Below are 23,103 nucleotides of genomic sequence, written 5' to 3'. Positions count from 1 at the left end.
CCGTGCGGCGGCGCCGTACCGGCTTCGCGCCGTCACGGCACCGCCGCCGAGGTCACCTGCCGGCGCCCCGGACGGCCGCGCCGCCGGCCTCGCCGTGCTCGCCTCCGTGCTCGTCCTCGGTCTCGTCCAGGTCCTCGTCGTCCACGAACTCGATGTCGTCGTCCTCGGCATCCGGGTCGGCGGCGTCGTGCTCGTCGTGCTCGTCGTGCTCGTCGTGTTCGTCGTCCTCGTCGTCGAACACCGCGCTGACGTCGAAGCGGCACACCACCGCCTGCGGGTCGAAGTGCTCGAAGGGGGCCTCCAGCCACTCCCCCGCCTCCGGGGCCTCGTCGGCCGCGGTGACCCAGAGCGTGGAGTCGCCCTCCTCCAGGCCGAACTCCTTGTGCCGGGAGGCGATCTCGTCCGGTTCGAACTCGCCGAAGAGCAGGCCCAGCGCCCCGGGGACGGTGCCGGCGGCGTCCTCGTCCAGACCGGCGAGATCCTCGAAGTCCTCCGCGGCCTCGACCCGCTCGGCCTGGGCCAGCAGCCGCTGGGGCTCCGCCACCGTGTAGTCGCGGCGGATCAGCACGCTGATCGCGTGGGGTTCCTCGGGGCCCGCGTACGGCGGCAGCGTCTCGTCGGCGCCGGGGATCTCGAAGGGGGTGACCTCGTCGTAGCGGTCGTAGAGCAGCTCGTCGTACACCTCGGCGGCCGCGGCCAGCTGGTTGAACGCCTCGAAAACGGCCGGGTCGTCGTCTCCTGACCTGCGTTCGACCGCCGCCAGGTGACGGTCGAGCGCGGTCTTGATCGCCTCGGCGGCGGCGCGTACCTCGGCAGCGGTGGGCTGCGCAGCATCAGACATAGTGCAGACGCTATCCGTACCGGGCACCAGCCCGCACAATAGATGCGATGCCGGAATACGAATTTGTCGACGTGTATGTCCCTCGCGGGGTGTCCCGCAAGGAGACCGCACGTCTGCTGACGGACCATGCCGAGTACGGACACTGGGAGTTGGACCGCCTGAGCCTGCTGCGCGACGGCAGCCGCAAGGTGCGGCTGCGGCGGCGGATCATCCGCCAGCTGCGGGCCACCTGGTGAGGCGGGACCGCTGAGGGCGACGGGGGCGCGAAAGAGGCGGAGCGGGCCCGCCCCCAGGGCCGGACCCGCTCCTCATGCCCGCCCGTCACGGCGTGTTCGTCCGCCGGATCAGGCCTTGACCCGTGCCTTGCGGTAGAGCACGGCGCCCGCGATCAGCGCACCCGCGCCGGCCGGCAGCGCGAGGCCCAGAGGCAGGTCGCTGCCGGTGTGCGCGAGCTGCCCCGTGGTCAGGGACGCCGGGGGCGCCTGCGGCACGTGCACCTGGTGGGCGGGCGGGGTCGCCGGGGTGCCCGGGTGGTGCGGGGTGCCCGGGGCGGTCGGCTTGCCCGGCTGAGTCGGGTGGCTCGGGTGGCCTGGGTGACTCGGGTGACCGGGGTGGCTCGGCGGGCTGGTGTGGCCGCCCGGCGGGGTGCTGTGCGTACCGCCGCCGTTCGAGCAGTGGTTGCCCAGGGCGGGGTTGCCCACGCCGACGACGTCGACGCTGTTGCCGCACACGTTCACCGGGACGTCGATCGGCACCTGGACGGTGTTGCCCGACCCCACGCCCGGCGAGCCGGAGGTGTGGCCGCCCGCGCCGGAGCCTCCCGAACCGCCGGCGCCGCCGTGGCCCTGACCTCCGTGGCCGCCGCCGGAGTTGGCGCAGGCGTTGCCCATCGCCGGGTTGAGGAGCCCGACGACGTTCACGGTGTTGCCGCAGACGTTCACCGGGACATGGACCGGTGCCTGCACGGTGTTGCCGGACAGGACGCCCGGTGAGCCGGTGGCGGCGCCGGACGCGCCCGCGTCCGCGTGTGCCATACCGGTCGCGGCGGCGAGTACCCCGGTCGCCGCCGCCATGGTCATCAGACCCTTACGGGTTCCTTGTCGCATTGCTGCGTACCCCCCTGCCTTCGCTTGCCGTCACTGTCTGGAAAAGGCCGGTCGGCCTCGGAGCGCATGGCGCGCGCTCCGAGGCCGACGGCTGAAAGAAGACGCCCCTCGGGGTGGAAGCCCCTACGGGGAACGGGTGTCAGCCGTTGACGCAGGTGTTGCCGAAGGCGGGGTTCAGGAGCCCGATCACGTTGATCGTGTCGCCGCACACGTTCACCGGAACGTGCACGGGCACCTGGATGACGTTGCCGGAGACGACACCCGGGGAGTGCAGGGCGGCACCCTGGGCACCGGAGTCGGCGACGGCCAGGCCCGCGCCCGCGAGAACCAGCCCACCGGTGGCAGCCGCGGCAGCGACGACCTTCTTGATCATTGTTCCTCCTCGTTGGCAAAGCGGCCCCAAGGTGCGGGGTCGCATCACCTGTAACGAGGAGGGAGTAATGGAGCTACGAGCTTATGGTCGCATTCACCCTTCTCAGTCGATCTCGAACGGGCGCCCGAAACCAGGGGGGTGCGGCTCGAACGTCCCGGCGGCCGCTCAGGACGCGTCGATGAACCGGTCGAGCACCCGCACGCCGAACTGGAGACCGTCCACCGGCACCCGCTCGTCCACGCCGTGGAACATGCCGGCGAAGTCCAGCTCCGGCGGCAGCTTCAGCGGGGCGAAGCCGAAGCCGCGGATGCCGAGGTCGTCGAAGGACTTGGCGTCGGTGCCGCCGGAGAGCATGTACGGGACCGCCTTGGCGATGGGGTCCTCGGCGAGCAGCGCGGACTGCATGGCCTCGACCAGCGCCCCGTCGAAGCTGGTCTCGACGGCCTTGTCGGCGTGCACGTCCTCGCGGCGCACATGCGGGCCGAGCAGCCGGTCGAGGTCGCCGAGGAACTCCTCCTCGTACCCGGGCAGGAAGCGGCCGTCGATGTGCGCGGTGGCCTCGCCGGGGATGACGTTGACCTTGTAACCGGCGTTCAGCTGGGTCGGGTTGGCGGTGTTGCTCAGGGTCGCGCCGATCAGCTTGGCGATGCCGCCGAGCTTGGCGACGGTCGCCTCCATGTCCTCGGGGTCCAGCTCGGTGCCGAGCGCGTCGCCCAGCTCGTCGAGGAAGGCCCGGGTGGTCTTGGTGACCCGCACCGGGAACCTGTGGCGGCCGACGCGGGCGACCGCCTCGGACAGCTCGGTGATGGCGTTGTCGCGGTGGATCATGGAGCCGTGCCCGGCGGTGCCGGCCACGGTGAGCTTCATCCAGTGCATGCCCTTCTCGGCCGTCTGGATCAGATAGAGCCGCCGCTGCTCGCTCACGGTGAAGGAGAAGCCGCCGACCTCGCTGATCGCCTCGGTGACGCCCTCGAACAGCTCGGGGTGGTGGTCGACCAGGTGGCGCGCGCCGAAGGTGCCGCCGGCCTCCTCGTCGGCGAGGAAGGCGACGACGATGTCGCGCGGGGGCCGCCGCCCGCTGCGCAGCCGGTCGCGCACCACCGCGAGGGTCATGGCGTCCATGTCCTTCATGTCGACCGCCCCGCGCCCCCATACGCACCCGTCGGCGATCTCGCCGGCGAAGGGGTGGTGGGTCCAGTCGTCGGCGTTGGCCGGTACGACGTCCAGGTGGCCGTGGATCAGCAGGGCGGGCCGGGAGGGGTCCTCCCCCGCGATACGGGCCACGGTGGAGGCGCGGCCGGGGTGGGACTCGTAGATCTTCGGCTCCAGGCCGACCTCCGCCAGCTTCCCGGCGACCCACTCGGCGGCCTGGCGCTCGCCGGGCCCGGAGTGGTCGCCGTAGTTGCTGGTGTCGAACCGGATCAGGTCGCGGCAGAGGTCCGCGACCTCGTCCTCACCGGTGACACCCTGGGCCGTGTCCTTCTCACTCACGCTGCTTCCTCCCGCTTCCCTGCTGGTGGGTCCCCCTCATCCTCTCTCCGGGCGCGGCCCGGACCCAAGACCGGTCCCGGCCCGTCACACGCCGTTCACGCCCGCCCGCCCCGGACCGGGGGGTGATCAGCCACCCCCGAAAGCCTGGTAATGTTTCCTCTGTCGCCGCGAGGAAAACCCCGCCGAGGGAACACCACGCACGACAGACACCTTGTCCGGGTGGCGGAATGGCAGACGCGCTAGCTTGAGGTGCTAGTGCCCTTTATCGGGCGTGGGGGTTCAAGTCCCCCCTCGGACACCAGAGAGAAAAACCCCAGTTGATCTGGGGTTTTTCTGTTTCTCGGGCTGTGACGTGACCAACAGCCGGGCGAATCCCCAGGTCAGACCAGGGATGACAGGCCGAGTCGGCCCGCTCCGGAAGCGGCCAGCCGCCGCGCTCCGTCCTTACGTGAGCCCGCGCCCGGCACGCCAAGAGCGAGAGCGTCACCGCCATCGCCAAGGCCCTGGGAATCTCGCGTACCACCTTGTACCGGCACATCGGTGAGAGCGCCTGAGACAGGCACACAGCCGTTCTGGCAAACCCCTGGCGTACGCGTCGGAGGCATCGTCATGCCCGAGCAAGCGGGGTCAGAGAGCTACCGCACGCACGAGCATCGTGCCTACGGTCCTGCCTTCCGGCGGGTCGATGACGGATGCGGAAACATCTGTGAATCCGTGGCCGGTGAGGAGGCGCATCCATTCGCTTGGGCTGTGGTCGTATCGCAGACCCGCCCTACCCGGTCGCGGACTCTGACTTCCGGCAGGCAGGTGCGAGAACGCCAGAATGCCATCCGCTGCCATGCGCGCCCGGATCAGGGGGAGCAGAGTCTCCGGATCAACGAACCAGACGGCACCGAAGATCGAGAGCACAACATCGAACGTTTGGTCCGTCCCGCTCAGGAACGCCGTCGCTTCCGCTGTGCGGAACTCAAGACCCCGCAAATCGCTCCAACGTTCCCGTGCCACAACCTCACGAGCGGGGGCGATGTCCACCCCGAGACCGGACGCGCCGAGGGTCACCAGGTGTGCCAAGTTGCTTCCGCTTCCCGAGCCGAGTTCCAGCACTCGGCGTCCGGCGACGGTACCTAGAAGACCCTCGTTCGGCCCGTGATCGGCGTACTGAGTCCAGTTCAGCCAGGTCGTGTCTCCGTTGGCGTTCCTGTCCCTACGGGGCGTACTCCCGACTGCGTACCTGTCCCAGGACTCAGCCAATGACATGCAGTGTTCCTCTCCGGGAGCGGGGCTCGCCCCCAACGTACGGGGGTGAGCCCCAACTCATGCGCTGTTCGGCTCTACTTGGGCGAGTCGTGGCATCCGGCGTGGCACTGGTTGCAGTCGGCCGCGCTGTCCATACCCCACAGATCGGGGTCGATCTCGAACCCGGCCGCCTTGATGGCGTTGATCGTCCGCTCCAGAACCAGCGGACCGCCGTCCTGCGAGTCGCGCCCGTCGCCCAGCTCGGGAACGTGGTGGATGTACCGGCCGAAGTGCCGGCCCGTGAAGTGGTGGTACAGGATCGAGTCCAGCATGAACGAGTGCCACGCCTCGTCCACCTGCTTCGACGGACCCATGAGCAGGTCCGGGTTCTCACCGCACGTGACCAGGTAGGCGACGGCCTGCCCGAACTTGGCCTCCGCCAGCTCCCGAGTGTTGTCCGGGTTCCGGAGAAGGAGCGTCACCTCCCGCTCCCACACGTCCGGCGTGACGTACGCCTTCGGGTCGCGGATCACTACTGCCGTACTCATGCTGGCTGGCCTCCACGTGATCGGGGGTCGGATGTACTTCGGTTCTGTCGTCCGCCTCGGCACTGGGGGCATGAGCACGGGGGCATCAAGTCAGTAGCGAGGGGCTCCCCGCCCTCTCCCTCGTAGAGGGTCTGGGGCTCTGTCTGCGTACCGTCTGCTCTCACCTTGTAGGTGCTGATGCGGAGGGACATGACGACCATGTTCCGGATCGGCCGTAACCATCGCGGCGACGTTCCCGGCGTCCCTCGGGTGTCATCTCGGTGTCGAGCCGAAGGCGTCAAACCGGTGTCATTGGAAGCGCGGCGTGGCTAGCCTCAGATCATGACGACCGGTACCACCGGTGCCGTCGCAAGCCCGGAGATAGACGCTCAGGGTGAGTACGCGGGTATCTGGCTGTCGCGGTATGAGTTCTACTCGTCCAGCCGTGACGAGACGTTCGACTGTAAGCACTACGTCGTGATCGTCCAGCACGGCAACCGGCTGACGGCGCAGAGCTTGCCCGGAGCCTCGACCAACCCGGACAGCCCCCTGTCTCTGGATCTCACCGTGGACCGAAACGTCATCACGGGCACCTGGACCGAACAGACTGCGGCCGATGGCTACTACCAGGGAGCCCGCTATTACGGGGCCATTCAGATGCTGATCGAGCCCACCGGCCGCCGCATGGCGGGTAAGTGGGTGGGGTTCGGCAAGGATTTTGACGTGAACACCGGACCGTGGGAGCTGCGCCTACTCGACCGGTCCACGGGCCGAGCGAGCATTGAGCGGTACTCGACTCTTCCGTCATGAGCGGGCTGGTGCCCGAGTCGAGAGTTCAAGTTGCCCCTCGGACACCAGTGAAGGCCCCTTGCCCAGCAAGGGGCCTTTCGCGTGCCCGGAGGTCGTCGGGTTCCTAGACTTGAGGTGTGGCCCGGGTCAATGGTGAGGTCGAGGCGGTTCTGCGGGAGTACGCCGATCTCATCGCGATCACCGGAGGTGACGCGTTCAAGGCGCGTGCCTACGAGAAGGCGGCGCGTGCCGTCGGGGGGTATCCGGCCGATGTCTCGAAGCTGGACGAGGAGGGGCTGCGGGAGATCCCGAATGTGGGGCGGTCGATCGCGGACAAGGTGGTCGAGTACCTGCGGACCGGGAAGATGGCGGCCGTCGAGGAGCGGCGGGCCAGGATCCCCGCCGGGGTGCGGGAGTTGATCACCATTCCGACACTCGGGCCGAAGAAGGCGCTGCGGCTGTACGAGGATCTGCACATCTCCTCGGTGAGCGAGCTGGCCGCGGCGATCGAGGCGGACCGGCTGGCCGATCTCAAGGGGTTCGGGGAGAAGACGCAGGACAACATCCGGCACGGGATCGAGCTGCTGCGGCAGGCGGGGGCGCGGGTGCCGCTGTCGGTCGCGCTGGAGACCGCCGAGGGGATCGTCGGCGCGCTGCAAGAGGTGACCGGGTGCCGGCGGTGCGCGTACGCGGGGTCGCTGCGGCGGATGCGGGAGACCGTCGGGGACCTGGACATCCTGGTGGCGGCGCGGAAGTCGGGGCCGTTCATGGCGGCGCTGTGCGAGCTGCCGGACACGGCCGAGGTGATCGCGCGGGGCACGAAGAAGACGTCGGTGCGCACCGGCGAGGGGCTCCAGGTGGATCTGCGGGTGCTGCCGCCGGACTCGTGGGGCGCGGGGCTCCAGTACTTCACCGGGTCCAAGGCGCACAACATCCGCACCCGGACGATCGCCGTGCGCCGGGGGCTGAAGCTGTCGGAGTACGGCGTGTTCGACGCGGAGAGCGGGGAGTCGGTGGCGTCCCGCACCGAGGAGGAGGTGTACGCGCGGCTGGGGCTGCCGTGGATCGCGCCGACGCTGCGGGAGGACCGCGGGGAGATCGAGGCGGCGCTGCGCGGGGAGCTGCCCGAGGTGGTGACCGAGCGGGACGTGCGCGGTGATCTGCACACGCACACGGATCTCACCGACGGGCTGGCGTCCCTGGACGCCATGGTGGAGGCGGCGGCGCGGCGCGGGTACGCGTACTGCGCGGTGACGGATCACGCGCCGGATCTGTACATGCAGAGGATGACGGACGAGAAGATCCTCGCCCAGCGGGAACGGCTGCGGGAGCTGGACGGCACGCATCACCGGATGCGGCTGCTGCACGGTACGGAGCTGAACATCGGGCCCGACGGCGGGCTCGACTGGCCGGACGAGTTCCTGGCCGGCTTCGATCTGTGCGTGGCCTCGCCGCACTCGCACTTCGACCTCGGCCGCAGGGCGATGACCCGGCGGCTGGTGCGGGCGGTGGAGAACCCGTACGTGAACATCCTCGGGCATCCCACCACCCGGCTGATCGGCCGCCGGGCGGGGGTGGACGCGGACTGGGACGAGGTGTTCGCGGCCTGCGCGCGCTCCGGGACCGCGCTGGAGGTCAACGCGCAGCCGGACCGGCTGGACCTCGGGGACGAGGACATCCTGCGGGCGCGGACGCACGGGGTGCGGTTCGCGGTGAACACCGACGCGCACTCGGTGCCGCAGCTGGCGCAGCTGCGGTACGGCATCGGCACCGCCCAGCGCGGCTGGCTGACCCCGGACGAGGTGGTGAACACCTGGCCGCTGACCCGGCTGCGCCGGTTTCTGCGCAAGGGCGGGCGCTGAGCCCCGGCGGGCGACACGGCGCGGGGCGGCGGTCGGGCCTACACGTGCGCGGGTGCCAGGTGGTCCGTGAACCAGTCGCGGGCCAGTTCGGTCACCCGTTCCAGGGTGCCCGGTTCCTCGAAGAGGTGGGTGGCGCCGGGGACGGTCTCCAGCCGGTTCTCGCAGCGCAGCCGGGCCTGGGCGGCCCGGTTGAGGTCGAGGACCAGCGGGTCGGCGCCGCCGACGAGCAGCAGGGTGGGGGCGGTGACCTCGGGGAGCCGGGATCCGGCGAGGTCGGGGCGGCCGCCCCGGGAGACGACGGCGGCGGGGTGCCCCTCGGGCGCGGCCCACAGGGCGGCGGCCGCGCCGGTGCTGGCGCCGAAGTAGCCGAGGGCGAGCCCGGAGGTGGTGGGCTCGGCGCGCAGCCAGTGGGTGGCGGCGAGCAGCCGGGCGGCCAGCAGCGGGATGTCGAACACGTTGTCGCGGTCCCGTGCCTCCGCGTCGGTGAGCAGGTCGAACAGCAGGGTGCCGAGCCCGGCGCGGTGCAGGCCCTCGGCGACGTGCCGGTTGCGGGGGCTGTGCCGGCTGCTGCCGCTGCCGTGCGCGAAGGCGACGACGCCGGTGGCGCCCTCGGGCACGGTCAGGCTCCCGCCCAGCCGTACGGCACCGGCGGGTACGGTCACCTCCCGCTCGGCGCCGCTCGGTCCGGCGTTCGTACGGCGTCGTCGTGCCCGGCGCAGACACGCCGTGACCTCCGCGTCCTCGGTCTGCGTGAAGTCGTCGTAGAACTGCCCGACGGCGGCGAAGTCCCAGGGCGTCAGGAGGCAGACGACGTCGTCCGCGTCCCCGCCGAGGCGGTGGGCGACGTCGCGGGGGGCGACGGGGACCGCGAGCACGATGCGGGCGGCGCCGCGGGCGCGGGCGACCTGGCAGGCGACGCGGGCGGTGGAGCCGGTGGCCACCCCGTCGTCGACGACCACGGCGGTGCGGCCGGTGAGCGGGGTGGAGGGACATTCGCCCCGGTAGCGTTCGGCGCGTTCGGCGAGCACCCGGCGCTCTTGCTCCTCGACCCGGGCGAGTTCGTCGTCGCGTACGCCGGTGCCGCGCAGCACGTCCGTGTTGAGCACCCGTACGCCGTCCTCGCCGATCGCGCCCATCGCCAGTTCGGGCTGGTACGGAACCCCGAGCTTGCGCACGAGGCAGACGTCCAGCGGGGCGTCCAGGGCCTCGGCGACCTCGGCGGCCACCGGTACTCCCCCGCGCGGCAGTCCGAGCACCACCACGTCCGGGCCCCGCAGCTCTCGCAGGCGGGCGCCGAGCCCGCGTCCCGCCTCCAGCCGGTCGGCGAACCGCACGGCGGACCCCCTCACTCCCGGGGCAGCCAGAGCGGCGTGGGGTCCTCCGTGTCGGCCGCGCCCAGCGCCCGCATGTCGCCGTCGGCCGCGCGCACCAGCAGCCGGCCCATGGCGATCAGGGCGCGTCCGGCGGCGAGTTCGTCCCCGATCTCGGGCATGTCGCGGTCGTACGGGCTGCGGCGGGCCTCGGCGTGGCTCTCCAGGACGTTGTCCCCGGTGTCCAGGACGATCCGGGCCGTGGTGTCCGGGTCGTGCTCGGACAGGTACAGGTTCAGCCGCCACTCCTTGACCGCCGGCGGGTGATGGCTGCTCACGGGTCGGGTCATCGTCCGTCCCTCCTCCTCGCGGCGCGGGCCCCGGGCGCGTCGGGCCGTACATCCGCCGTGGGCCCGCCCGTCCTCGGCTTCGTGGGTCCGCCCGTTCTCCACTGTGCACCCGCCCGGCGGCGGACGCCTCCGCTGCCCCGGGCCCGGCGCGGCCCTGCCGTCCCGGCACAATGGGGCGCATGACCACGCGCGCCACCTGCCCCTGCGGACTGCCGCAGTCCTACGACGCCTGCTGCGGCCGTTTCCACTCGGACGCCGCGGCCGCGCCGACCGCCGAGCTGCTGATGCGCTCGCGGTACTGCGCCTTCGTCAAGGGGGACACGGGGTATCTGCTGCGCACCTGGCATCCGCGGACCCGGCCGGAGCGGCTCGACCTCGATCCGGGGATGCGGTGGACCGGTCTGGAGATCCTCGACGGCACCGACGGGTCCGCCTTCCACACCACCGGGACGGTGACCTTCCGCGCCTCCTACCGGGGCGGCTCGCTGCACGAGCGCAGCCGGTTCGAGCGGGTGGCCGGGGCGTGGGTGTATGTGGACGGGGACTTCCTGGAGTAGGGCGCCCCGGTCAGGGCGCCCCGGTCAGGGCGCCAGGATGTCCAGTTCCTGGAGCGCGCCCACGGTGATCTGCCGGGTGAGTTCCTCGGCGCGCACCGCGTCCCGGGCGCGGACCGCCTCGGCGACCCGTACATGCAGGGTGACGGCCGCCGGGTCGGGGTCCTCGAACATGATCTCGTGCTGGGTGCGGCCGGTCAGCACCTCGGCCACGACGTCGCCGAGGCGGGCGAACATCTCGTTGCCCGAGGCGGTGAGGATGACCCGGTGGAAGGCGACGTCGTGGAACAGGTACTCCGCGAGCCGGTGGCCGCGTGAGTGGGCGACCATGCCGAGCGCGCACTCGGTGAGTTCGGCGCACTGCTCGGCGGTGGCGTGCCGGGCCGCGAGTCCGGCGGCGGCCGGTTCGATCGCGGAGCGCAGCACGGTGAGCGAGCGCAGCTGGTGGGGGCGGTCGGCACCGGCCAGCCGCCAGCGGATGACCTGCGGATCGTAGACGTTCCACTCGCACTTGGGGCGGACCGTGACGCCCACCCGGCGGCGGGACTCGACCAGGTGCATGGATTCGAGGACCCGCACCGCCTCGCGCATCACGGAGCGTGACACCTCGAAGTGCTGGGCGAGTTCGTCGGTGCGCAGGATGGCGCCCGGCGGGTACTCGCCGGCGGTGATCGCGGGGCCGAGGCTGTCCAGTACGCGGCCGTGCAGCCCCCGGCCCGGTGTGCTCATGCACTCAGCGTACGGCGTAGGTCACGGAAACAAAAAGTCAGACTTATACATCACAGACTCTTGAATTCGTCGTACCTAATGGGTTTCAGTGTGGCGACGCCGCCGTGGCGTCGGATGTCGAGGAAGACAGCGAGGCAGTACATGCGAACCCCCCAGGTCGTCGTCGTGATGGGCGTCGCGGGGACGGGCAAGACCACGATCGGTCCCCTGCTCGCCGCGCGGCTGGGCGTCCCGTACGCCGAGGGCGACGACTTCCACCCCAAGGCCAATATCGACAAGATGACGGCCGGGACACCGCTGGACGACAGCGACCGCCTGCCCTGGCTGGACGCCATCGGCCACTGGGCGCACGGGCGGGCCGGGCTCGGCGGGGTGGTCAGCAGTTCGGCGCTGAAGCGGGCGTACCGCGACCGGCTGCGGGCGGTGGCGCCCGGGGTCGTGTTCGTGCACCTGACCGGCGACCGGAAGCTGATCGAGGACCGGATGGCGCACCGGCAGGGCCACTTCATGCCGACCGCGCTGCTGGACTCGCAGTTCGCCACGCTGGAGCCTCTCGGGCCGGACGAGGCGGGCGTCGCCGTGGACGTCGCCGGCGGCCCCGAGGAGATCACCGAACGCGCCGTACTGGCGCTGGACGGGCTGTCCACCGCATCCGCGCCGCAGTAGCGCCCTCCCCAACTCCCTGTTACCGCAAGGAACCCCCGTGACCAGACTCAGCGTCGAGATGCTGGCAGCGGACGCCCCTCCGCCGATCTCCACCGCAGGACACGCCCAGCTGGGCATCGCCGTCCTGGTGGGCATCGCGGTGATCGTCCTGCTCATCACCAAGTTCAAGCTGCATGCCTTCCTGGCGCTGACCATCGGGTCGCTGGCGCTCGGCGCGGCGGCCGGCGCGCCCCTCGACAAGGTGCTCACCAGCTTCACCACCGGGCTCGGCGCCACGGTCGCGAGCGTCGGTGTGCTGATCGCCCTGGGCGCCACGCTCGGCAAACTGCTCGCCGACTCCGGGGGCGCGGACCAGATCGTGGACACGATCCTGGCCAGGGCCGGCGGCCGGGCGATGCCGTGGGCGATGGTGCTCATCGCCTCCGTGATCGGGCTGCCGATCTTCTTCGAGGTCGGCATCGTGCTGCTGATCCCGGTCGTGCTGATGGTCGCCAAGCGCGGCAACTACTCCCTGATGCGCATCGGCATCCCGGCGCTCGCCGGTCTGTCCGTGATGCACGGCCTGATCCCGCCGCACCCCGGCCCGCTGGTCGCGATCTCGGCGCTGCACGCCAACCTGGGCGTGACCCTGGCGTTCGGCATCCTGGTCGCCGTCCCGACGGTGATCGTCGGCGGCCCGCTGTTCTCGAAGGTCGCGGCCCGCTGGGTGGACGTCCCGGCGCCCGAGCGGATGCTGCCGCAGCGGCCCTCGCAGGAGCTGACCCGCCGTCCGAGCTTCGCCGCGACGCTCGCCACCATCCTGCTGCCGGTGGCGCTGATGCTGCTCAAGGCGCTGGTGGACATCGTCGTCGACGACCCGGCGAACACCACGCATCGCGCCTTCGACGTCATCGGCGCCCCGCTGATCGCCCTGCTCGCCGCCGTGATCGTCGGCTTCTTCACGCTGGGCCGGCCCGCCGGGTTCAGCAAGGAGCGGCTCCAGGCCACGGTGGAGAAGGGCCTGATGCCCATCGCGGGCATCCTGCTGATCGTGGGCGCGGGCGGCGGCTTCAAGCAGACGCTGATCGACTGCGGTGTCGGCCAGATGATCCTGGACGTCTCCAAGGACTGGTCGATCCCGGCGGTGCTGCTGGCCTGGCTGATCGCCGTGGTGATCCGGCTGGCGACCGGCTCGGCGACGGTGGCGACGGTCTCGGCGGCCGGTCTGGTGGCCCCGCTCGCGGCCGACATGTCGACCACGCACACCGCCCTGCTGGTCCTGGCGATCGGCGCCGGCTCGCTGTTCTTCAGCTTCGTCAACGACGCCGGGTTCTGGCTGGTCAAGGAGTATTTCGGGCTCACCGTCGGCCAGACCGTCAAGACCTGGTCGATCATGGAGACGATCCTGTCGGTGGTCGGCGGCGCGCTGGTGCTGGTGCTGTCACTGGTGGTCTAGCGACGGCGGTACGAAGCGGAAGGCCCGCCCCCTCTGCCGGGGGGCGGGCCTTCCGCATGGGGGCCTCTTGGCGGGCCGGTGCCCGTTCATGGCCGCGGGCGCCACAGAGGGTGCCGCCGTTTCGCCCACTCCCGGCTGACCGTTCCCGTGCGCAGCCCCTCTCTCGCCTCCGGGTCGCCCAGCGCCATGCCGATATGGCCCGCGAGGACGACCGCGATGGTGAGGGCGAGCCAGTCGTGGACGAAGGTGGCGGAGGTGCGCCAGACCAGCGGCGCGAGATGGGTGAACCACATCAGCAGGCCGGTGCCGAGCATGACCGGGGTCGCGCCCGCGATCCAGGCGGCATAGATCTTCTGCCCGGCGTTGAACTTGCCCGCCGGGCGGGCCTCCGGGCGCCGGTCGCGGCGCAGGGCGGCCCGCAGCCAGAGCTTGTCGTGCGGGCCGAACCGGTTGAGGAAGCGCAGGTCGGCGCGGAAGGCGCGGGAGGCCAGGCCCAGCAGGACGGGGACGGGCAGCGCGAGCCCGGCGCACTCGTGGACGCGGACGACCAGGGCGCGGCGGCCGACCAGGACGGCGAGCTGCGGGATGTAGAGGACGGCCGCGGTCGCCACGCAGACGCCCATCAGCGCGGCCGTGGCCCGGTGGATCCAGCGTTCGGCCCGGGAGAAGCGACGGATCCGGGCGGCGGGGCGGGCCGGGGTGTCAGCTCGTAGGCTCATCGGTGCGTCCGTTCGAACGGCCGACCCAGGCGTCGACGTCGTACCCCAGGTTCTCCCAGTAACCCGGCTGGACGCGGTCGGTGACGGTGATGCCGGAGAGCCACTTGGCGGACTTGTAGAAGTACATGGGCGCGACATAGAGGCGGACCGGGCCGCCGTGGTCGTGGCCGATGTCCTTGTTCTGCATGCGCAGGGCGACCAGGACGTCCGGGCGGCGGGCCTGGTCGAGGGTGAGGCTCTCGGTGTAGGTGCCGTCGAAGCAGGTGAAGCGGATCGCCCTGGCGGTCGGGCGGACCCCGGCGGCGTCGAGGAGATCGGCGAGGCGTACGCCTTCGAAGGGGGTGCCGGGGACCCGCCAGCCGGTGACGCACTGGACGTCCCTGACCAGCCGGGTCTGCGGGAGGGCGCGCAGGTCGGCGAGGGTGTAGGCGCGGGGACGGTCGACCAGGCCGCCGACGGTCAGGCGGTAGGTCGTGGCGTTCTTGTCCGGGACGGAGGCGGCGACCGAGTAGTAGCGGAAGCCGCCGCCGTTGGGCAGCAGCCCGGTCAGGCCCGTCGGGTCCTTGCCCGCGATGCCCTCCAGGGCGCGCTGCAGGGTGGGCGCGGCGAGCACACCGAGGGCGCCCAGGCCGAGGGTGCCGAGGAAGACGCGGCGGCCGACGGGGGTGCCGTCCCGTTCCTCGGGGGGTTCGGGGTTCACCTGCTCATTCGAACACCGGGCTCGCGGGGTGACCAGGGCATCGGGGCCGCGGTCAGGGATTCGTAAGGAATGCCAGGGCGCGGGCGCGGGCCGTGCGGAAGGCGGCGCGCGGGTCGCGGTGCGGGTAGTTCCAGGGGGCCCGGGTGGCGTGCGGGCCGATGCGCCGAAAGAGGACGGCGGCCTCGGCCGGGCGGCCCGCGCAGGACAGGGCGAACGCGAGGTGGTTGAGGTCGATGTGGCGGCGGGGGTGCTCGTCCTGCTCCCATTCCAGCCACCAGTCGAAGCCGGCCCGCAGGATCCGGCGGGCGCGCGGCCCGGACCAGTGCGCCGAGGCGGTGGGGTCGGCCGGGGCGAGGCCGGTGGCGGCGAGCACCCGGTGGCGCTCGGCGAGGGCGACGACGGGCAGCACGGCCAGCGGGGAGTCGGCGGGGGCCTCGGCGGCGGCCAGTTCGGCGAGGTCGTACACCTCGTGGGACTCGTACCGGCCGCCCGAGGGCCGTTCGGCGAGGCGGGCGACGAGCAGATGGTGGGCGTGGTGGTGCTCGGGATGGCGGCGGCGCACCTCGGCGAACACGTCGAGGACCTCGCGCTCGGGCCCGGCGATCCGGGCGAGGCGGAGCAGTCCGAGCCAGGGGGTGGGGTCGGCGGGGGCGAGCGCGGCGGCCCGCTCGCATGCCTCGCGGGCCCGTCCGGGGTTCTCCCGGCCGCGCAGGGCGCGCTGGACGAGGGCGAGGGCGAGCAGCGCGGCGGCGTCCGGGGAGCCGGGTTCGGCCCGGAGCCAGTCCCGGGCCCGGGCGGCGGCGTACGGCTCGCGGGCGAGCGCGGTCAGCCGGTGGCCCCGGCGGTCCCAGTCGTCGCCGGTGCGCAGCAGCAGGGAGCGGGCGGCCTGGCGGCGGCCCTGGGCCAACGCGGCGCGGGCGGCGCGCAGTTCGGCGTCGTCGAGGGCGTCGTCGTACCCGCCGGGGAGGTCCGGGGCGGGGGCACCGGAGGGGTCCGTGCGGGCCCGGCGCACGTCGAGCAGGGGCGGGAGTGGTGACACCGCAGGACTTCCTGTTTCTCGGGCTGCCATCGGCCGATCACACACAGCAAACCCGCAGGCCAAGGTTTGCGTCAAGCGGAACGCTGATGTTAATGGGTTCAACTACCGTTCGCGGCCGGGAAATTGGGGTATAGGCGCGGATACGTGACCGCCCGTGCGGCCGGGCCGGAACCGGCGCGGGACCGGCGTGAAGTGCGGCGCTGTGGTGGACGCCATGCCGTCGCGCCTCCCGCCGTGCCGAGGTGTGTGGCGTACGCCATGGCGCCCCGCGCCCCCGGCGCCGACCATGGCGGGTCAACCGCCCCTTTCCGGGTTCTTCCGGGGCAATGCCGTCCCGGGGGCGCTACAGTCGGCCACTACGCGTCCGTGGTCCGGCCGGATGATCGAGGTACGCAGCGTGTCGGTTCTGGTTCTCCTCCTCGCCGTGAGCGCGGCCTGCTGTCTGGGCCTCGGCTTCGTGCTCCAGCAGAACGCCGCGCAACAGGCGCCGCTGAGCGACTTCCTGTCGTTCCGGCTGCTGCTCGACCTGATGCGGGTGCCGCGCTGGCTGGGCGGCCTCGGCCTGATGGTGGCCGGCATGGTGCTGGGCGCGGTGGCCCTCGGCAAGGGCGAGATCTCGCTGGTGGAGCCGCTGCTCGCGACCAATCTGCTGTTCGCGCTGGCGCTCTCCCGGTACCAGACCAGGCAGCCGCTGGGACGCCAGGGCTGGGCGGGGCTGCTGCTGCTCGCGGGCGGGGTGAGCGCGTTCATCACGGCGGGCGAGCCGCGGGCCGGCGACGCCATCGCGGACCCGCTGCGGCACTGGCTGATCATCGGCGCGGTGGTGGGCGTGGCCCTGGCCCTGACGACGTACGCCAAGCGCTCCCGGCTGAACTGGGCCGCCGTGCTGCTGGCCCTGGCCGCCGGGCTGCTCTACGGGGTGCAGGACGCGCTGACCCGGGTGAGCGGCACCCTCTTCTCCGACGGCGGCTTCGCGGAGCTGTTCACCAGCTGGCAGCCGTACGGCGTGTTCGTCTGCGGGGTCTCCGGTCTGGTGCTGGTGCAGAGCGCGTTCGAGACGGCGCCGCTGCGGATGTCGCTGCCCGCGCTCACCGCGGCCGAGCCGCTCGCCGGGATCCTGTGCGGGGTGGGCTTCCTCGGCGACCGGCTGCGCACCGACACCGGGGCGCTGGCCATCGAGGCGGCCGGGCTCGCGGGCGTGGTCGCGGGCATCGTGCTGCTCGGGATGCACCCGGCGATGCCCTGCGGCACGACGGAGTCGGAACCGCCGGCCCACGAACTCCAGCGCCGCTGAAGCCCTCCGCCGGGGCGCCCGCCCCCGTGCTTGGATGAGGGCATGAATCCTGCTGACGAGATCCTCGACATCGTCGACGAACACGACCATGTCGTCGGGCAGTTGCCGCGCGGCGAGGTGTACGAGCGCGGGCTGCGCCACCGCTGTGTCTTCATCCAGGCCCGAGACGCGCGGGGGCGCCTGTTCGTGCACCGGCGCACCGCGACCAAGCTGGTGTTCCCCGCCCTGTACGACCCGTTCGTCGGCGGGGTCGTGGGCGCGGGCGAGTCCTACGACGAGGCGGCGCTGCGGGAGGCCGAGGAGGAGCTGGGCGTGTCCGGGCTGCCCCGGCCCACGTTCCTCTTCACGTTCCTCTACGACGACGGCGCCGGGAAGAGCTGGTGGTCGGCGGTGTACGAGGTGCGCTGCGAACTGCCCGTGAACCCGCAGGCGGAGGAGGTCCAGTGGTACGACTTCCTCTCCGACGAGGAGGTCGAGGCGCGCCTCGGCGAGTGGGAGTGGGTGCCGGACGGGCTGGCCGCGTACGAGCGGCTCGCGGAGTTCCGCGCCGGGAACTGAGTCTCCCCCGCCCCGGAGATCCGGTGGTCCCCGTCACGTTTCCCGTCGGGTTCGCCGCACCCACTGGACGACATACCGACCGGTCGGCATCATGAGTCGAGTCCTGATACCCGACCGTGCACAGGAGTGACCCATGAGCGCCGACCACCCGCCCGGACTGGACCTGGACCGGCTGCGCGCCCTGCTGGAGCGGGAGCGCCCGGGGCTGGTGCGGGGGCCGCTCACCGGGCGGCTGATCGAGGGCGGCCGGTCGAACCTCACCTACGCGCTCTCCGACGGCACCTCGAAGTGGGTCGTGCGCCGCCCGCCGCTCGGCCATGTCCTCGCCACCGCGCACGACATGAAGCGGGAGCACCGGGTGATCAGCGCCCTGCACCCCACCTCCGTGCCGGTCCCCGCGCCGGTGCTGCTGTGCGAGGACGAGGAGGTGCTCGGCGCGCCGTTCTACATGATGGAGTTCGTGGCGGGCACGCCGTACCGCACCTCCGCGCAGCTCGCCCCGCTCGGCGAGGAGCGGGTGCGGGGCGCGGTGCTGTCCCTGGTGGACACGCTGGTCGAGCTGCACGCGGTGGACCCCGCCGAGGTGGGTCTCGGCGGCTTCGGCCGCCCGGAGGGCTATCTGGACCGGCAGCTGCGCCGCTGGGGCAAGCAGCTGGACGCCTCCCGCGACCGCGAGCTGCCCGGCATCGACGAACTCCACGCCGAACTGGGCCGCAAGCTGCCCGTCTCCCCCGCCGCCACCGTCGTGCACGGCGACTACCGGCTGGACAATGTGCTGATCGGGGCGGACGACCGGATCACGGCGGTCCTGGACTGGGAGATGTCCACGCTCGGCGACCCGCTGACCGACCTCGGCCTGCTGGTGATGTACAGCCGCCATCTGGACGTGCCGGGCTCGCCCGTCTCCACCACCGCCGAGGCGCCGGGGCATCCCGCGCCCGAGGAGCTGATCGAGCGGTACGCGGCGCGCTCCGGGCGGGACGTGACGGCCGTCTCCTGGTACGAGGCGTTCGCGTTCTTCAAGCTCGCCGTGATCCTCGAGGGCATCCACTACCGCTTCACGCTGGGCCAGACGGTCGGGCGCGGCTTCGACCGGATCGGCGAGCTGGTGCCCGTCTTCATCGACCACGGACTGACCACCCTTCAGGAAGGCTGACCGTCATGGACTTCGCGTTCGACGCGCGTACCGAGGAGATGCGGGCCAAGCTGCTCGCCTTCATGGACGAGTACGTCCACCCGGCCGAGCCGGTCGCCGAGGAGCAGCGGGCCGCGCTCGCCTCGCCCTGGGACACCCCGGCGGTGGTGGAGGAGCTGAAGGCGCAGGCGCGCCGGCAGGGGCTGTGGAACCTGTTCCTGCCCGACACGGAGTACGGCGCGGGCCTGACGAACCTCCAGTACGCGCCGCTCGCCGAGATCACCGGCCGCTCCCCGCACCTGGCGCCCATCGCGACCAACTGCGCGGCGCCCGACACCGGGAACATGGAGGTGCTGGCGCAGTTCGGCGACGAGGCGCAGAAGAAGCAGTGGCTGGAGCCGCTGCTCGCCGGTGAGATCCGGTCCGCGTTCGCGATGACCGAGCCGGAGGTGGCCTCATCGGACGCCACCAACATCACCACCCTGATCGAGCGGGACGGCGACGAGTACGTCATCACCGGCCGCAAGTGGTACATCTCCGGGGCGATGAACCCGGACTGCCGGATCTTCATCGTGATGGGCAAGACGGACCCGGACGGCGCGGACCTCCGCCGCCAGCAGTCCATGGTCCTGGTCCCGCGCGACACGCCCGGGGTGACCGTCACGCGGGCCATGCAGGTGTTCGGTTACGAGGACCACTCGCACGGCGGGCACGCCGAGGTGGTCTTCGACCGGGTGCGGGTGCCGGTGAGCAGTCTGATCGGCGAGGAGGGCGGCGGCTTCGCCATCGCGCAGGCCCGGCTCGGTCCCGGCCGCATCCACCACTGCATGCGGCTGATCGGCATGGCCGAGCGGGCGATCGAGCTGATGTGCCGGCGCGCGGTCTCCCGTACCGCGTTCGGCAAGCCGCTGGCCCAGCAGGGCGTGGTGCAGAACTGGATCGCCGACGCCCGGGTGACGGTCGAGCAGCTGCGGCTGCTGGTGCTGAAGACGGCCTGGCTGATGGACACCGTCGGCAACCGGGGCGCGCACACCGAGATCCAGGCCATCAAGATCGCCACGCCGCGCGCGGTGGTCGACATCCTGGACCGGGCGATCCAGCTGCACGGCGCGGGCGGGGTCAGCCAGGACTTCCCGCTGGCCGAGGTCTACGCCGCCGCCCGCACCCTGATGCTGGCCGACGGCCCGGACGAGGTGCACCAGCGGTCGCTGGCCCGGCGGGAGCTGAAGAAGTACCTGTAGGCGGACGCGCGTGAGGGGCGGCCCCTGAGGGAGAGCCGCCCCTTGCCGGCGTTCAGGGGCGCAGCGCGCGCAGCAGCAGGTCCGCGAGGTGGTCGGCCACCTGCTGGGGGCTCAGCGGTCCGTCCGGGCGGTACCAGGTGGACAGGTGGTGGACGGAGCCGAAGTGGTAGTCCACGACCAGGTCGGCCGGGGTGGCGGTGGAGAACACGCCGGACTTCTGGCCCTCCTCGACGAGCGCGCGGAACCTCTCGTGGTAGCGGCGCCGTTCGGCCCGTACCTGTTTGTGCTTCTCCGGGCTCAGCTGGTGCATGGAGCGGAAGAAGATCGAGGCGTCGTCCAGGTTCTCGATGGTCGACACCACGACGTCCGCCGCCGCCTCCCGCAGCCGCCGCTCCACGGGCGCGTCCATGTCGGCGAAGTGGTCGAGCCGCTCCTGCTGGACGCGGAGCATCCGCGCGTACACCTCGTGCAGCAGATCGTCCTTGGAGCCGAAGTAGTGGTACAGCGCCCCCTTGGTGACGCCCGCCGCCTCCACGATCTCCTGTACGGAGGTCCGGTCGTAGCCCTGCTCGGCGAAGAGCCGGGTGGCGGCGGCCAGAAGCCGCTGCGGAACAGGTGCTCCGTCGCCGTCCGTCGTCCTGGGCACTGCCGCCACCTGCCTTCCGTGATGTCGCTAGTTCCGGCCGCTGCCGTCGCCACGGGAACGAAGCTCCCGCCGGAGGATCTTCCCACTCGACGTCTTGGGCAACTCGGGCAGGATCTCCACCTGGCGCGGATATTTGTAGGCGGCCAGTCTCTCCTTGCAGTACACCGCGAGTTCATCCGGGTCCGCCTCGGCGCCCGGCCGCAGGCTGATGTACGCCTTGACGGTCTCCCCGCGATAGCCGTCGGGGATGCCGACGACGGCCGCCTCGCGCACCGCCGGGTGGGCGTACAGGACGTCCTCCACCTCGCGCGGCCACACCTTGAACCCGGAGGCGTTGATCATGTCCTTCTTGCGGTCCACGACGTAGAGCCAGCCCTGCGGGTCCATGAAGCCGATGTCGCCGGTGCGCAGCTCGCCCCCGGGGAAGGTCTCGGCGGTCGCCTCGGGGCGGCGCCAGTAGCCGGGGATCACCTGGGGGCCGCGCACCACGATCTCGCCCTGCTCGCCGAACGGCACGTCCGCGCCGTTCTCGTCCACGATCCGTACGAGCGTGTCGGGTCCCGGCAGGCCGACCGCGAGCGTCCCGGAGACCGGGTCGACCGGCGCCTGAAGGCCGGAGGGCACGGAGGCGCAGGGCGCGGTGCACTCGGTGAGCCCGTACCCGTTGCGGATGTACGCCCCGAACCGCGCCCGGAACCCCTCCACCAGCGCGGGCGGCAGCGGGGCGCCGCCGGAGGCGAGGTGCACGAAGGAGGAGAAGTGCTCCGGACCCGCCCCGGGGTGGGCGCCGAGCGCCATGAACGCGGTGGCGGGGCCGACCGTGAACACCGGGCGGTGCTCGGCGAACGCCTCCAGGACCACGCCCGGTTCGAAGCGGTAGGCGAGCACCAGGGTGCCGGCGCTGTTCAGACAGGCGCCGAACTGGCAGACCATGCCGGTGATGTGGAACAGCGGCGCGAGCGCGAAGTACACCGGGCCCTCGGGCAGCGGGAGCCCGGTGCGCTGGCGTTCCACGGTGTACATGATGTTGCCGTGGGTGTTGGTGGCGCCCTTGGGGGTGCCGCTGGTCCCGGAGGTGTAGCTGATCAGCGCGATGTCCCCGGGCCCCGGATCCCGCCCCTCGGGCGCCCGGCCGCCCTGCCGGGCCACGGCCACCAGGTCCTCGGCGTCGGGGGCCACGGGCAGCCGCTCGAAGGCCAGCACCCGCCGGTCGTCGCGGGTCTGGAAGTCCAGCTCGCACCCGGTGAGCACGATCCGCACCGGCGAGTCGGCGGCCGTCCGCCGCAGATACGACTCCCACGCCCGGTCGGAGCAGATCAGCGCGGCGGCCTCGGAGTCCCGCAGCACATGGCCGACCTCGGCCGACTTGTACATCGGGTTGACCGGCACCACGGTCGCGCCCGCCTTCCAGGCGCCGAGCACGGCGAGCACGAAGTGCGGGGAGTTCTGGAGGAGTACGGCCACCCGGTCGCCGCGCTCCAGTCCGCGCGCGGCGAGGTGCGCGGCGACCGAGTCGCTGAGCCGGTCCGCCTCGCGGTAGCTCAGCCGGGCGTCGAAGTAGGCGAGGAAGGTGCGCTCGGGCGCCTCGGCGACGGCGGCGCGCAGGGCGTGCACCAGCGAGTCGGCGGGTTCGACGGGGGCCCGCTGGGCCTCGTCGAGCAGGGCCAGCCAGGGCTTGGCCGCGTAGGGGGAGTCGCTCACGAGACCTCCTCCACCTTCTGCTGGAGGTGGTTCATGCCGGCCAGCCAGCGCTCGGGGTCCGCCGCGCGCACCTGGTAGCGGGCGCCGGTCTCCGGGTGCGGCAGGATCAGGAAGCGGTCCTCCTCGATGCCCTTGAACAGCGCGTCGGCCACGTCCTCCGGCTCGATCGCGGTCGGCACCAGCACCACCTCGCCCGCGGTACCGGTGGCCGCGAGCATGTCGGTGCGCACGCCCTCCGGGCAGATGGCGTGCACCTTCAGACCGCGGTGGCGGTACGTCAGGGACAGCCACTCGGCGAACGCGTATGCGCCGTGCTTGGTGACGCTGTAGGAGGGGGCGCCGACCATGGTGAGCAGCCCGGCGGCGGACACGGTGGTGACGAACCGGCCGCTGCCCCGCTCCAGCCAGTGCGGCAGCAGGGCGTGGGCCGCGCGGACGTGTGCCATCACATTGACGTCCCAGGACAGCGCCCAGGACCGCTCGTCGAGCGGCCCGGCGATGTCCCCGTCGGAGAAGCCGACCCCGGCGTTGGCGCAGTACACGTCGATGGTCCCGCCGAGCGCGTCCCGCGCCTTGTCGACGATCGCGGAGGCGTCCCCGGGCACGGCGGTCCCGCCGATCTCCTCGGCCACCGCCTTCGCCTTCGGGCCGTCCAGGTCGTTCACCACGACCCGTGCCCCGGCCCCGGCGAACCTCCGGGCCAGCGCGGCCCCGATCCCCCCACCGGCACCGGTGACGACGACTCCCGCATCCTGCATGGCTTCCACCATCGGTCTCCTTCGACACGACGCGACTCGGCTC

24 protein-coding genes, 1 tRNA gene and 2 pseudogenes are annotated in these 23,103 nt (G+C 72.0%); 12 read left to right on the top strand and 15 right to left on the bottom strand.

Annotation, left to right across the window (positions count from 1 at the left end; translation table 11 throughout):
- Positions 1-52: 52 nt before the first annotated feature.
- Entirely contained in the window at positions 53-841 is a 789-nt protein-coding gene (locus tag QHG49_RS27830) for a hypothetical protein (protein WP_301491684.1), read from the bottom strand.
- 47 nt (positions 842-888) lie between these two features.
- Between QHG49_RS27830 and QHG49_RS27825 the strand changes: the two genes are divergently transcribed.
- Entirely contained in the window at positions 889-1,077 is a 189-nt protein-coding gene (locus QHG49_RS27825) for a DUF5703 family protein (protein ID WP_145483619.1), read from the top strand.
- 108 nt (positions 1,078-1,185) lie between these two features.
- Here the strand turns inward: QHG49_RS27825 and QHG49_RS27820 are convergent, their stop codons facing one another.
- From QHG49_RS27820 to QHG49_RS27810, 3 genes are all read right to left on the bottom strand, one after another.
- On the bottom strand, positions 1,186-1,947 hold the full coding sequence (locus QHG49_RS27820) for a chaplin (RefSeq protein WP_301491683.1): 762 nt from the start codon (positions 1,945-1,947) through the stop codon (positions 1,186-1,188).
- Positions 1,948-2,086: 139 nt separating this feature from the next.
- Positions 2,087-2,320 (bottom strand): chaplin ChpH, encoded by a 234-nt coding sequence (gene chpH, locus QHG49_RS27815; protein ID WP_145483614.1) that lies wholly within the window; start codon positions 2,318-2,320, stop codon positions 2,087-2,089.
- Between the two features lie 165 nt (positions 2,321-2,485).
- Complete coding sequence (locus tag QHG49_RS27810) at positions 2,486-3,811, bottom strand: M20/M25/M40 family metallo-hydrolase (RefSeq protein WP_301491682.1); 1,326 nt, start codon at positions 3,809-3,811, stop codon at positions 2,486-2,488.
- A 213-nt stretch (positions 3,812-4,024) separates the two neighbouring features.
- Here QHG49_RS27810 and QHG49_RS27805 point away from each other — a divergent pair.
- A tRNA-Leu gene (locus tag QHG49_RS27805) sits at positions 4,025-4,112 on the top strand.
- Between the two features lie 163 nt (positions 4,113-4,275).
- Positions 4,276-4,365, top strand: a pseudogene (locus QHG49_RS27800) (helix-turn-helix domain-containing protein); the annotation flags it as partial.
- Positions 4,366-4,438: 73 nt separating this feature from the next.
- On the opposite strand, the gene QHG49_RS27795 reads toward QHG49_RS27800, so the two are convergent.
- Entirely contained in the window at positions 4,439-5,068 is a 630-nt protein-coding gene (locus QHG49_RS27795) for a bifunctional 2-polyprenyl-6-hydroxyphenol methylase/3-demethylubiquinol 3-O-methyltransferase UbiG (RefSeq protein ID WP_301491681.1), read from the bottom strand.
- A gap of 74 nt (positions 5,069-5,142) precedes the next feature.
- A complete protein-coding gene (locus QHG49_RS27790; RefSeq protein WP_301491680.1) occupies positions 5,143-5,595 on the bottom strand; it encodes a hypothetical protein in 453 nt (150 codons plus the stop codon).
- A 366-nt stretch (positions 5,596-5,961) separates the two neighbouring features.
- On the opposite strand from QHG49_RS27790, the pseudogene QHG49_RS27785 reads away from it, so the two are divergent.
- A pseudogene (locus QHG49_RS27785) lies at positions 5,962-6,384 on the top strand (XRE family transcriptional regulator); the annotation flags it as partial.
- Positions 6,385-6,500: 116 nt separating this feature from the next.
- Complete coding sequence (gene polX / locus QHG49_RS27780) at positions 6,501-8,225, top strand: DNA polymerase/3'-5' exonuclease PolX (protein WP_159699948.1); 1,725 nt, start codon at positions 6,501-6,503, stop codon at positions 8,223-8,225.
- A gap of 38 nt (positions 8,226-8,263) precedes the next feature.
- Here polX and QHG49_RS27775 read toward each other — a convergent pair whose 3' ends face one another.
- Both QHG49_RS27775 and QHG49_RS27770 read right to left on the bottom strand, forming a co-directional pair.
- Positions 8,264-9,559, bottom strand: coding sequence for a phosphoribosyltransferase family protein (locus tag QHG49_RS27775; protein WP_301491679.1), 1,296 nt, complete (start codon positions 9,557-9,559; stop codon positions 8,264-8,266).
- A gap of 11 nt (positions 9,560-9,570) precedes the next feature.
- Positions 9,571-9,885 (bottom strand): dsRBD fold-containing protein, encoded by a 315-nt coding sequence (locus QHG49_RS27770; RefSeq protein WP_301491678.1) that lies wholly within the window; start codon positions 9,883-9,885, stop codon positions 9,571-9,573.
- Between the two features lie 179 nt (positions 9,886-10,064).
- On the opposite strand from QHG49_RS27770, the gene QHG49_RS27765 reads away from it, so the two are divergent.
- Complete coding sequence (locus QHG49_RS27765; RefSeq protein ID WP_301491677.1) at positions 10,065-10,442, top strand: YchJ family protein; 378 nt, start codon at positions 10,065-10,067, stop codon at positions 10,440-10,442.
- A gap of 24 nt (positions 10,443-10,466) precedes the next feature.
- Here QHG49_RS27765 and QHG49_RS27760 read toward each other — a convergent pair whose 3' ends face one another.
- Positions 10,467-11,168: a FadR/GntR family transcriptional regulator gene (locus tag QHG49_RS27760; protein ID WP_159699957.1), complete on the bottom strand. Its 702-nt coding sequence runs from the start codon at positions 11,166-11,168 to the stop codon at positions 10,467-10,469.
- A 141-nt stretch (positions 11,169-11,309) separates the two neighbouring features.
- On the opposite strand from QHG49_RS27760, the gene QHG49_RS27755 reads away from it, so the two are divergent.
- Together QHG49_RS27755 and QHG49_RS27750 are read left to right on the top strand one after the other, a co-directional pair.
- Positions 11,310-11,834, top strand: coding sequence for a gluconokinase (locus QHG49_RS27755; RefSeq protein ID WP_145483592.1), 525 nt, complete (start codon positions 11,310-11,312; stop codon positions 11,832-11,834).
- Positions 11,835-11,871: 37 nt separating this feature from the next.
- Positions 11,872-13,269 (top strand): GntP family permease, encoded by a 1,398-nt coding sequence (locus QHG49_RS27750; RefSeq protein WP_301491676.1) that lies wholly within the window; start codon positions 11,872-11,874, stop codon positions 13,267-13,269.
- Positions 13,270-13,355: 86 nt separating this feature from the next.
- On the opposite strand, the gene QHG49_RS27745 is transcribed toward QHG49_RS27750, so the two are convergent.
- Genes QHG49_RS27745 through QHG49_RS27735 form a run of 3 tightly spaced genes read right to left on the bottom strand, consistent with a single transcriptional unit; the run spans position 13,356 to position 15,727 of the window.
- Positions 13,356-13,988, bottom strand: coding sequence for a cytochrome b/b6 domain-containing protein (locus tag QHG49_RS27745; RefSeq protein ID WP_145483588.1), 633 nt, complete (start codon positions 13,986-13,988; stop codon positions 13,356-13,358).
- Positions 13,972-14,688: a molybdopterin-dependent oxidoreductase gene (locus QHG49_RS27740; protein WP_159699963.1), complete on the bottom strand. Its 717-nt coding sequence runs from the start codon at positions 14,686-14,688 to the stop codon at positions 13,972-13,974. The genes QHG49_RS27745 and QHG49_RS27740 overlap by 17 nt, the downstream gene beginning before the upstream one ends.
- A 52-nt stretch (positions 14,689-14,740) precedes the next feature.
- On the bottom strand, positions 14,741-15,727 hold the full coding sequence (locus QHG49_RS27735) for a hypothetical protein (protein WP_145483583.1): 987 nt from the start codon (positions 15,725-15,727) through the stop codon (positions 14,741-14,743).
- A gap of 397 nt (positions 15,728-16,124) precedes the next feature.
- On the opposite strand from QHG49_RS27735, the gene QHG49_RS27730 reads away from it, so the two are divergent.
- From QHG49_RS27730 to QHG49_RS27715, 4 genes are all read left to right on the top strand, one after another.
- Positions 16,125-17,021 carry a DMT family transporter gene (locus tag QHG49_RS27730; protein WP_301491675.1) on the top strand — a complete coding sequence of 299 codons (897 nt, stop codon included), beginning with the start codon at positions 16,125-16,127 and terminating at the stop codon, positions 17,019-17,021.
- Positions 17,022-17,063: 42 nt separating this feature from the next.
- Positions 17,064-17,579 (top strand): NUDIX hydrolase, encoded by a 516-nt coding sequence (locus tag QHG49_RS27725; RefSeq protein ID WP_145483579.1) that lies wholly within the window; start codon positions 17,064-17,066, stop codon positions 17,577-17,579.
- Between the two features lie 133 nt (positions 17,580-17,712).
- Complete coding sequence (locus QHG49_RS27720) at positions 17,713-18,735, top strand: phosphotransferase family protein (protein ID WP_301491674.1); 1,023 nt, start codon at positions 17,713-17,715, stop codon at positions 18,733-18,735.
- A gap of 5 nt (positions 18,736-18,740) precedes the next feature.
- Positions 18,741-19,955, top strand: a complete 1,215-nt coding sequence (locus QHG49_RS27715) for an acyl-CoA dehydrogenase family protein (protein WP_159699974.1) — start codon at positions 18,741-18,743, stop codon at positions 19,953-19,955.
- A gap of 52 nt (positions 19,956-20,007) precedes the next feature.
- Here the strand turns inward: QHG49_RS27715 and QHG49_RS27710 are convergent, their stop codons facing one another.
- The 3 genes from QHG49_RS27710 to QHG49_RS27700 are packed head-to-tail and all read right to left on the bottom strand — an operon-like array spanning position 20,008 to position 23,072.
- Positions 20,008-20,601 carry a TetR/AcrR family transcriptional regulator gene (locus tag QHG49_RS27710; protein WP_145483571.1) on the bottom strand — a complete coding sequence of 198 codons (594 nt, stop codon included), beginning with the start codon at positions 20,599-20,601 and terminating at the stop codon, positions 20,008-20,010.
- Positions 20,602-20,628: 27 nt separating this feature from the next.
- Positions 20,629-22,302 (bottom strand): class I adenylate-forming enzyme family protein, encoded by a 1,674-nt coding sequence (locus QHG49_RS27705; protein ID WP_301491673.1) that lies wholly within the window; start codon positions 22,300-22,302, stop codon positions 20,629-20,631.
- Entirely contained in the window at positions 22,299-23,072 is a 774-nt protein-coding gene (locus QHG49_RS27700; RefSeq protein ID WP_159699977.1) for an SDR family oxidoreductase, read from the bottom strand. Before QHG49_RS27700 ends, QHG49_RS27705 begins: the two co-directional genes overlap by 4 nt.
- Positions 23,073-23,103: the final 31 nt, after the last annotated feature.

Origin of the sequence: Streptomyces sp. WP-1 (assembly GCF_030450125.1) — a bacterium.
Taxonomy (GTDB): domain Bacteria; phylum Actinomycetota; class Actinomycetes; order Streptomycetales; family Streptomycetaceae; genus Streptomyces; species Streptomyces incarnatus.
This window is presented reverse-complemented; position numbering and strand designations above follow the sequence as displayed.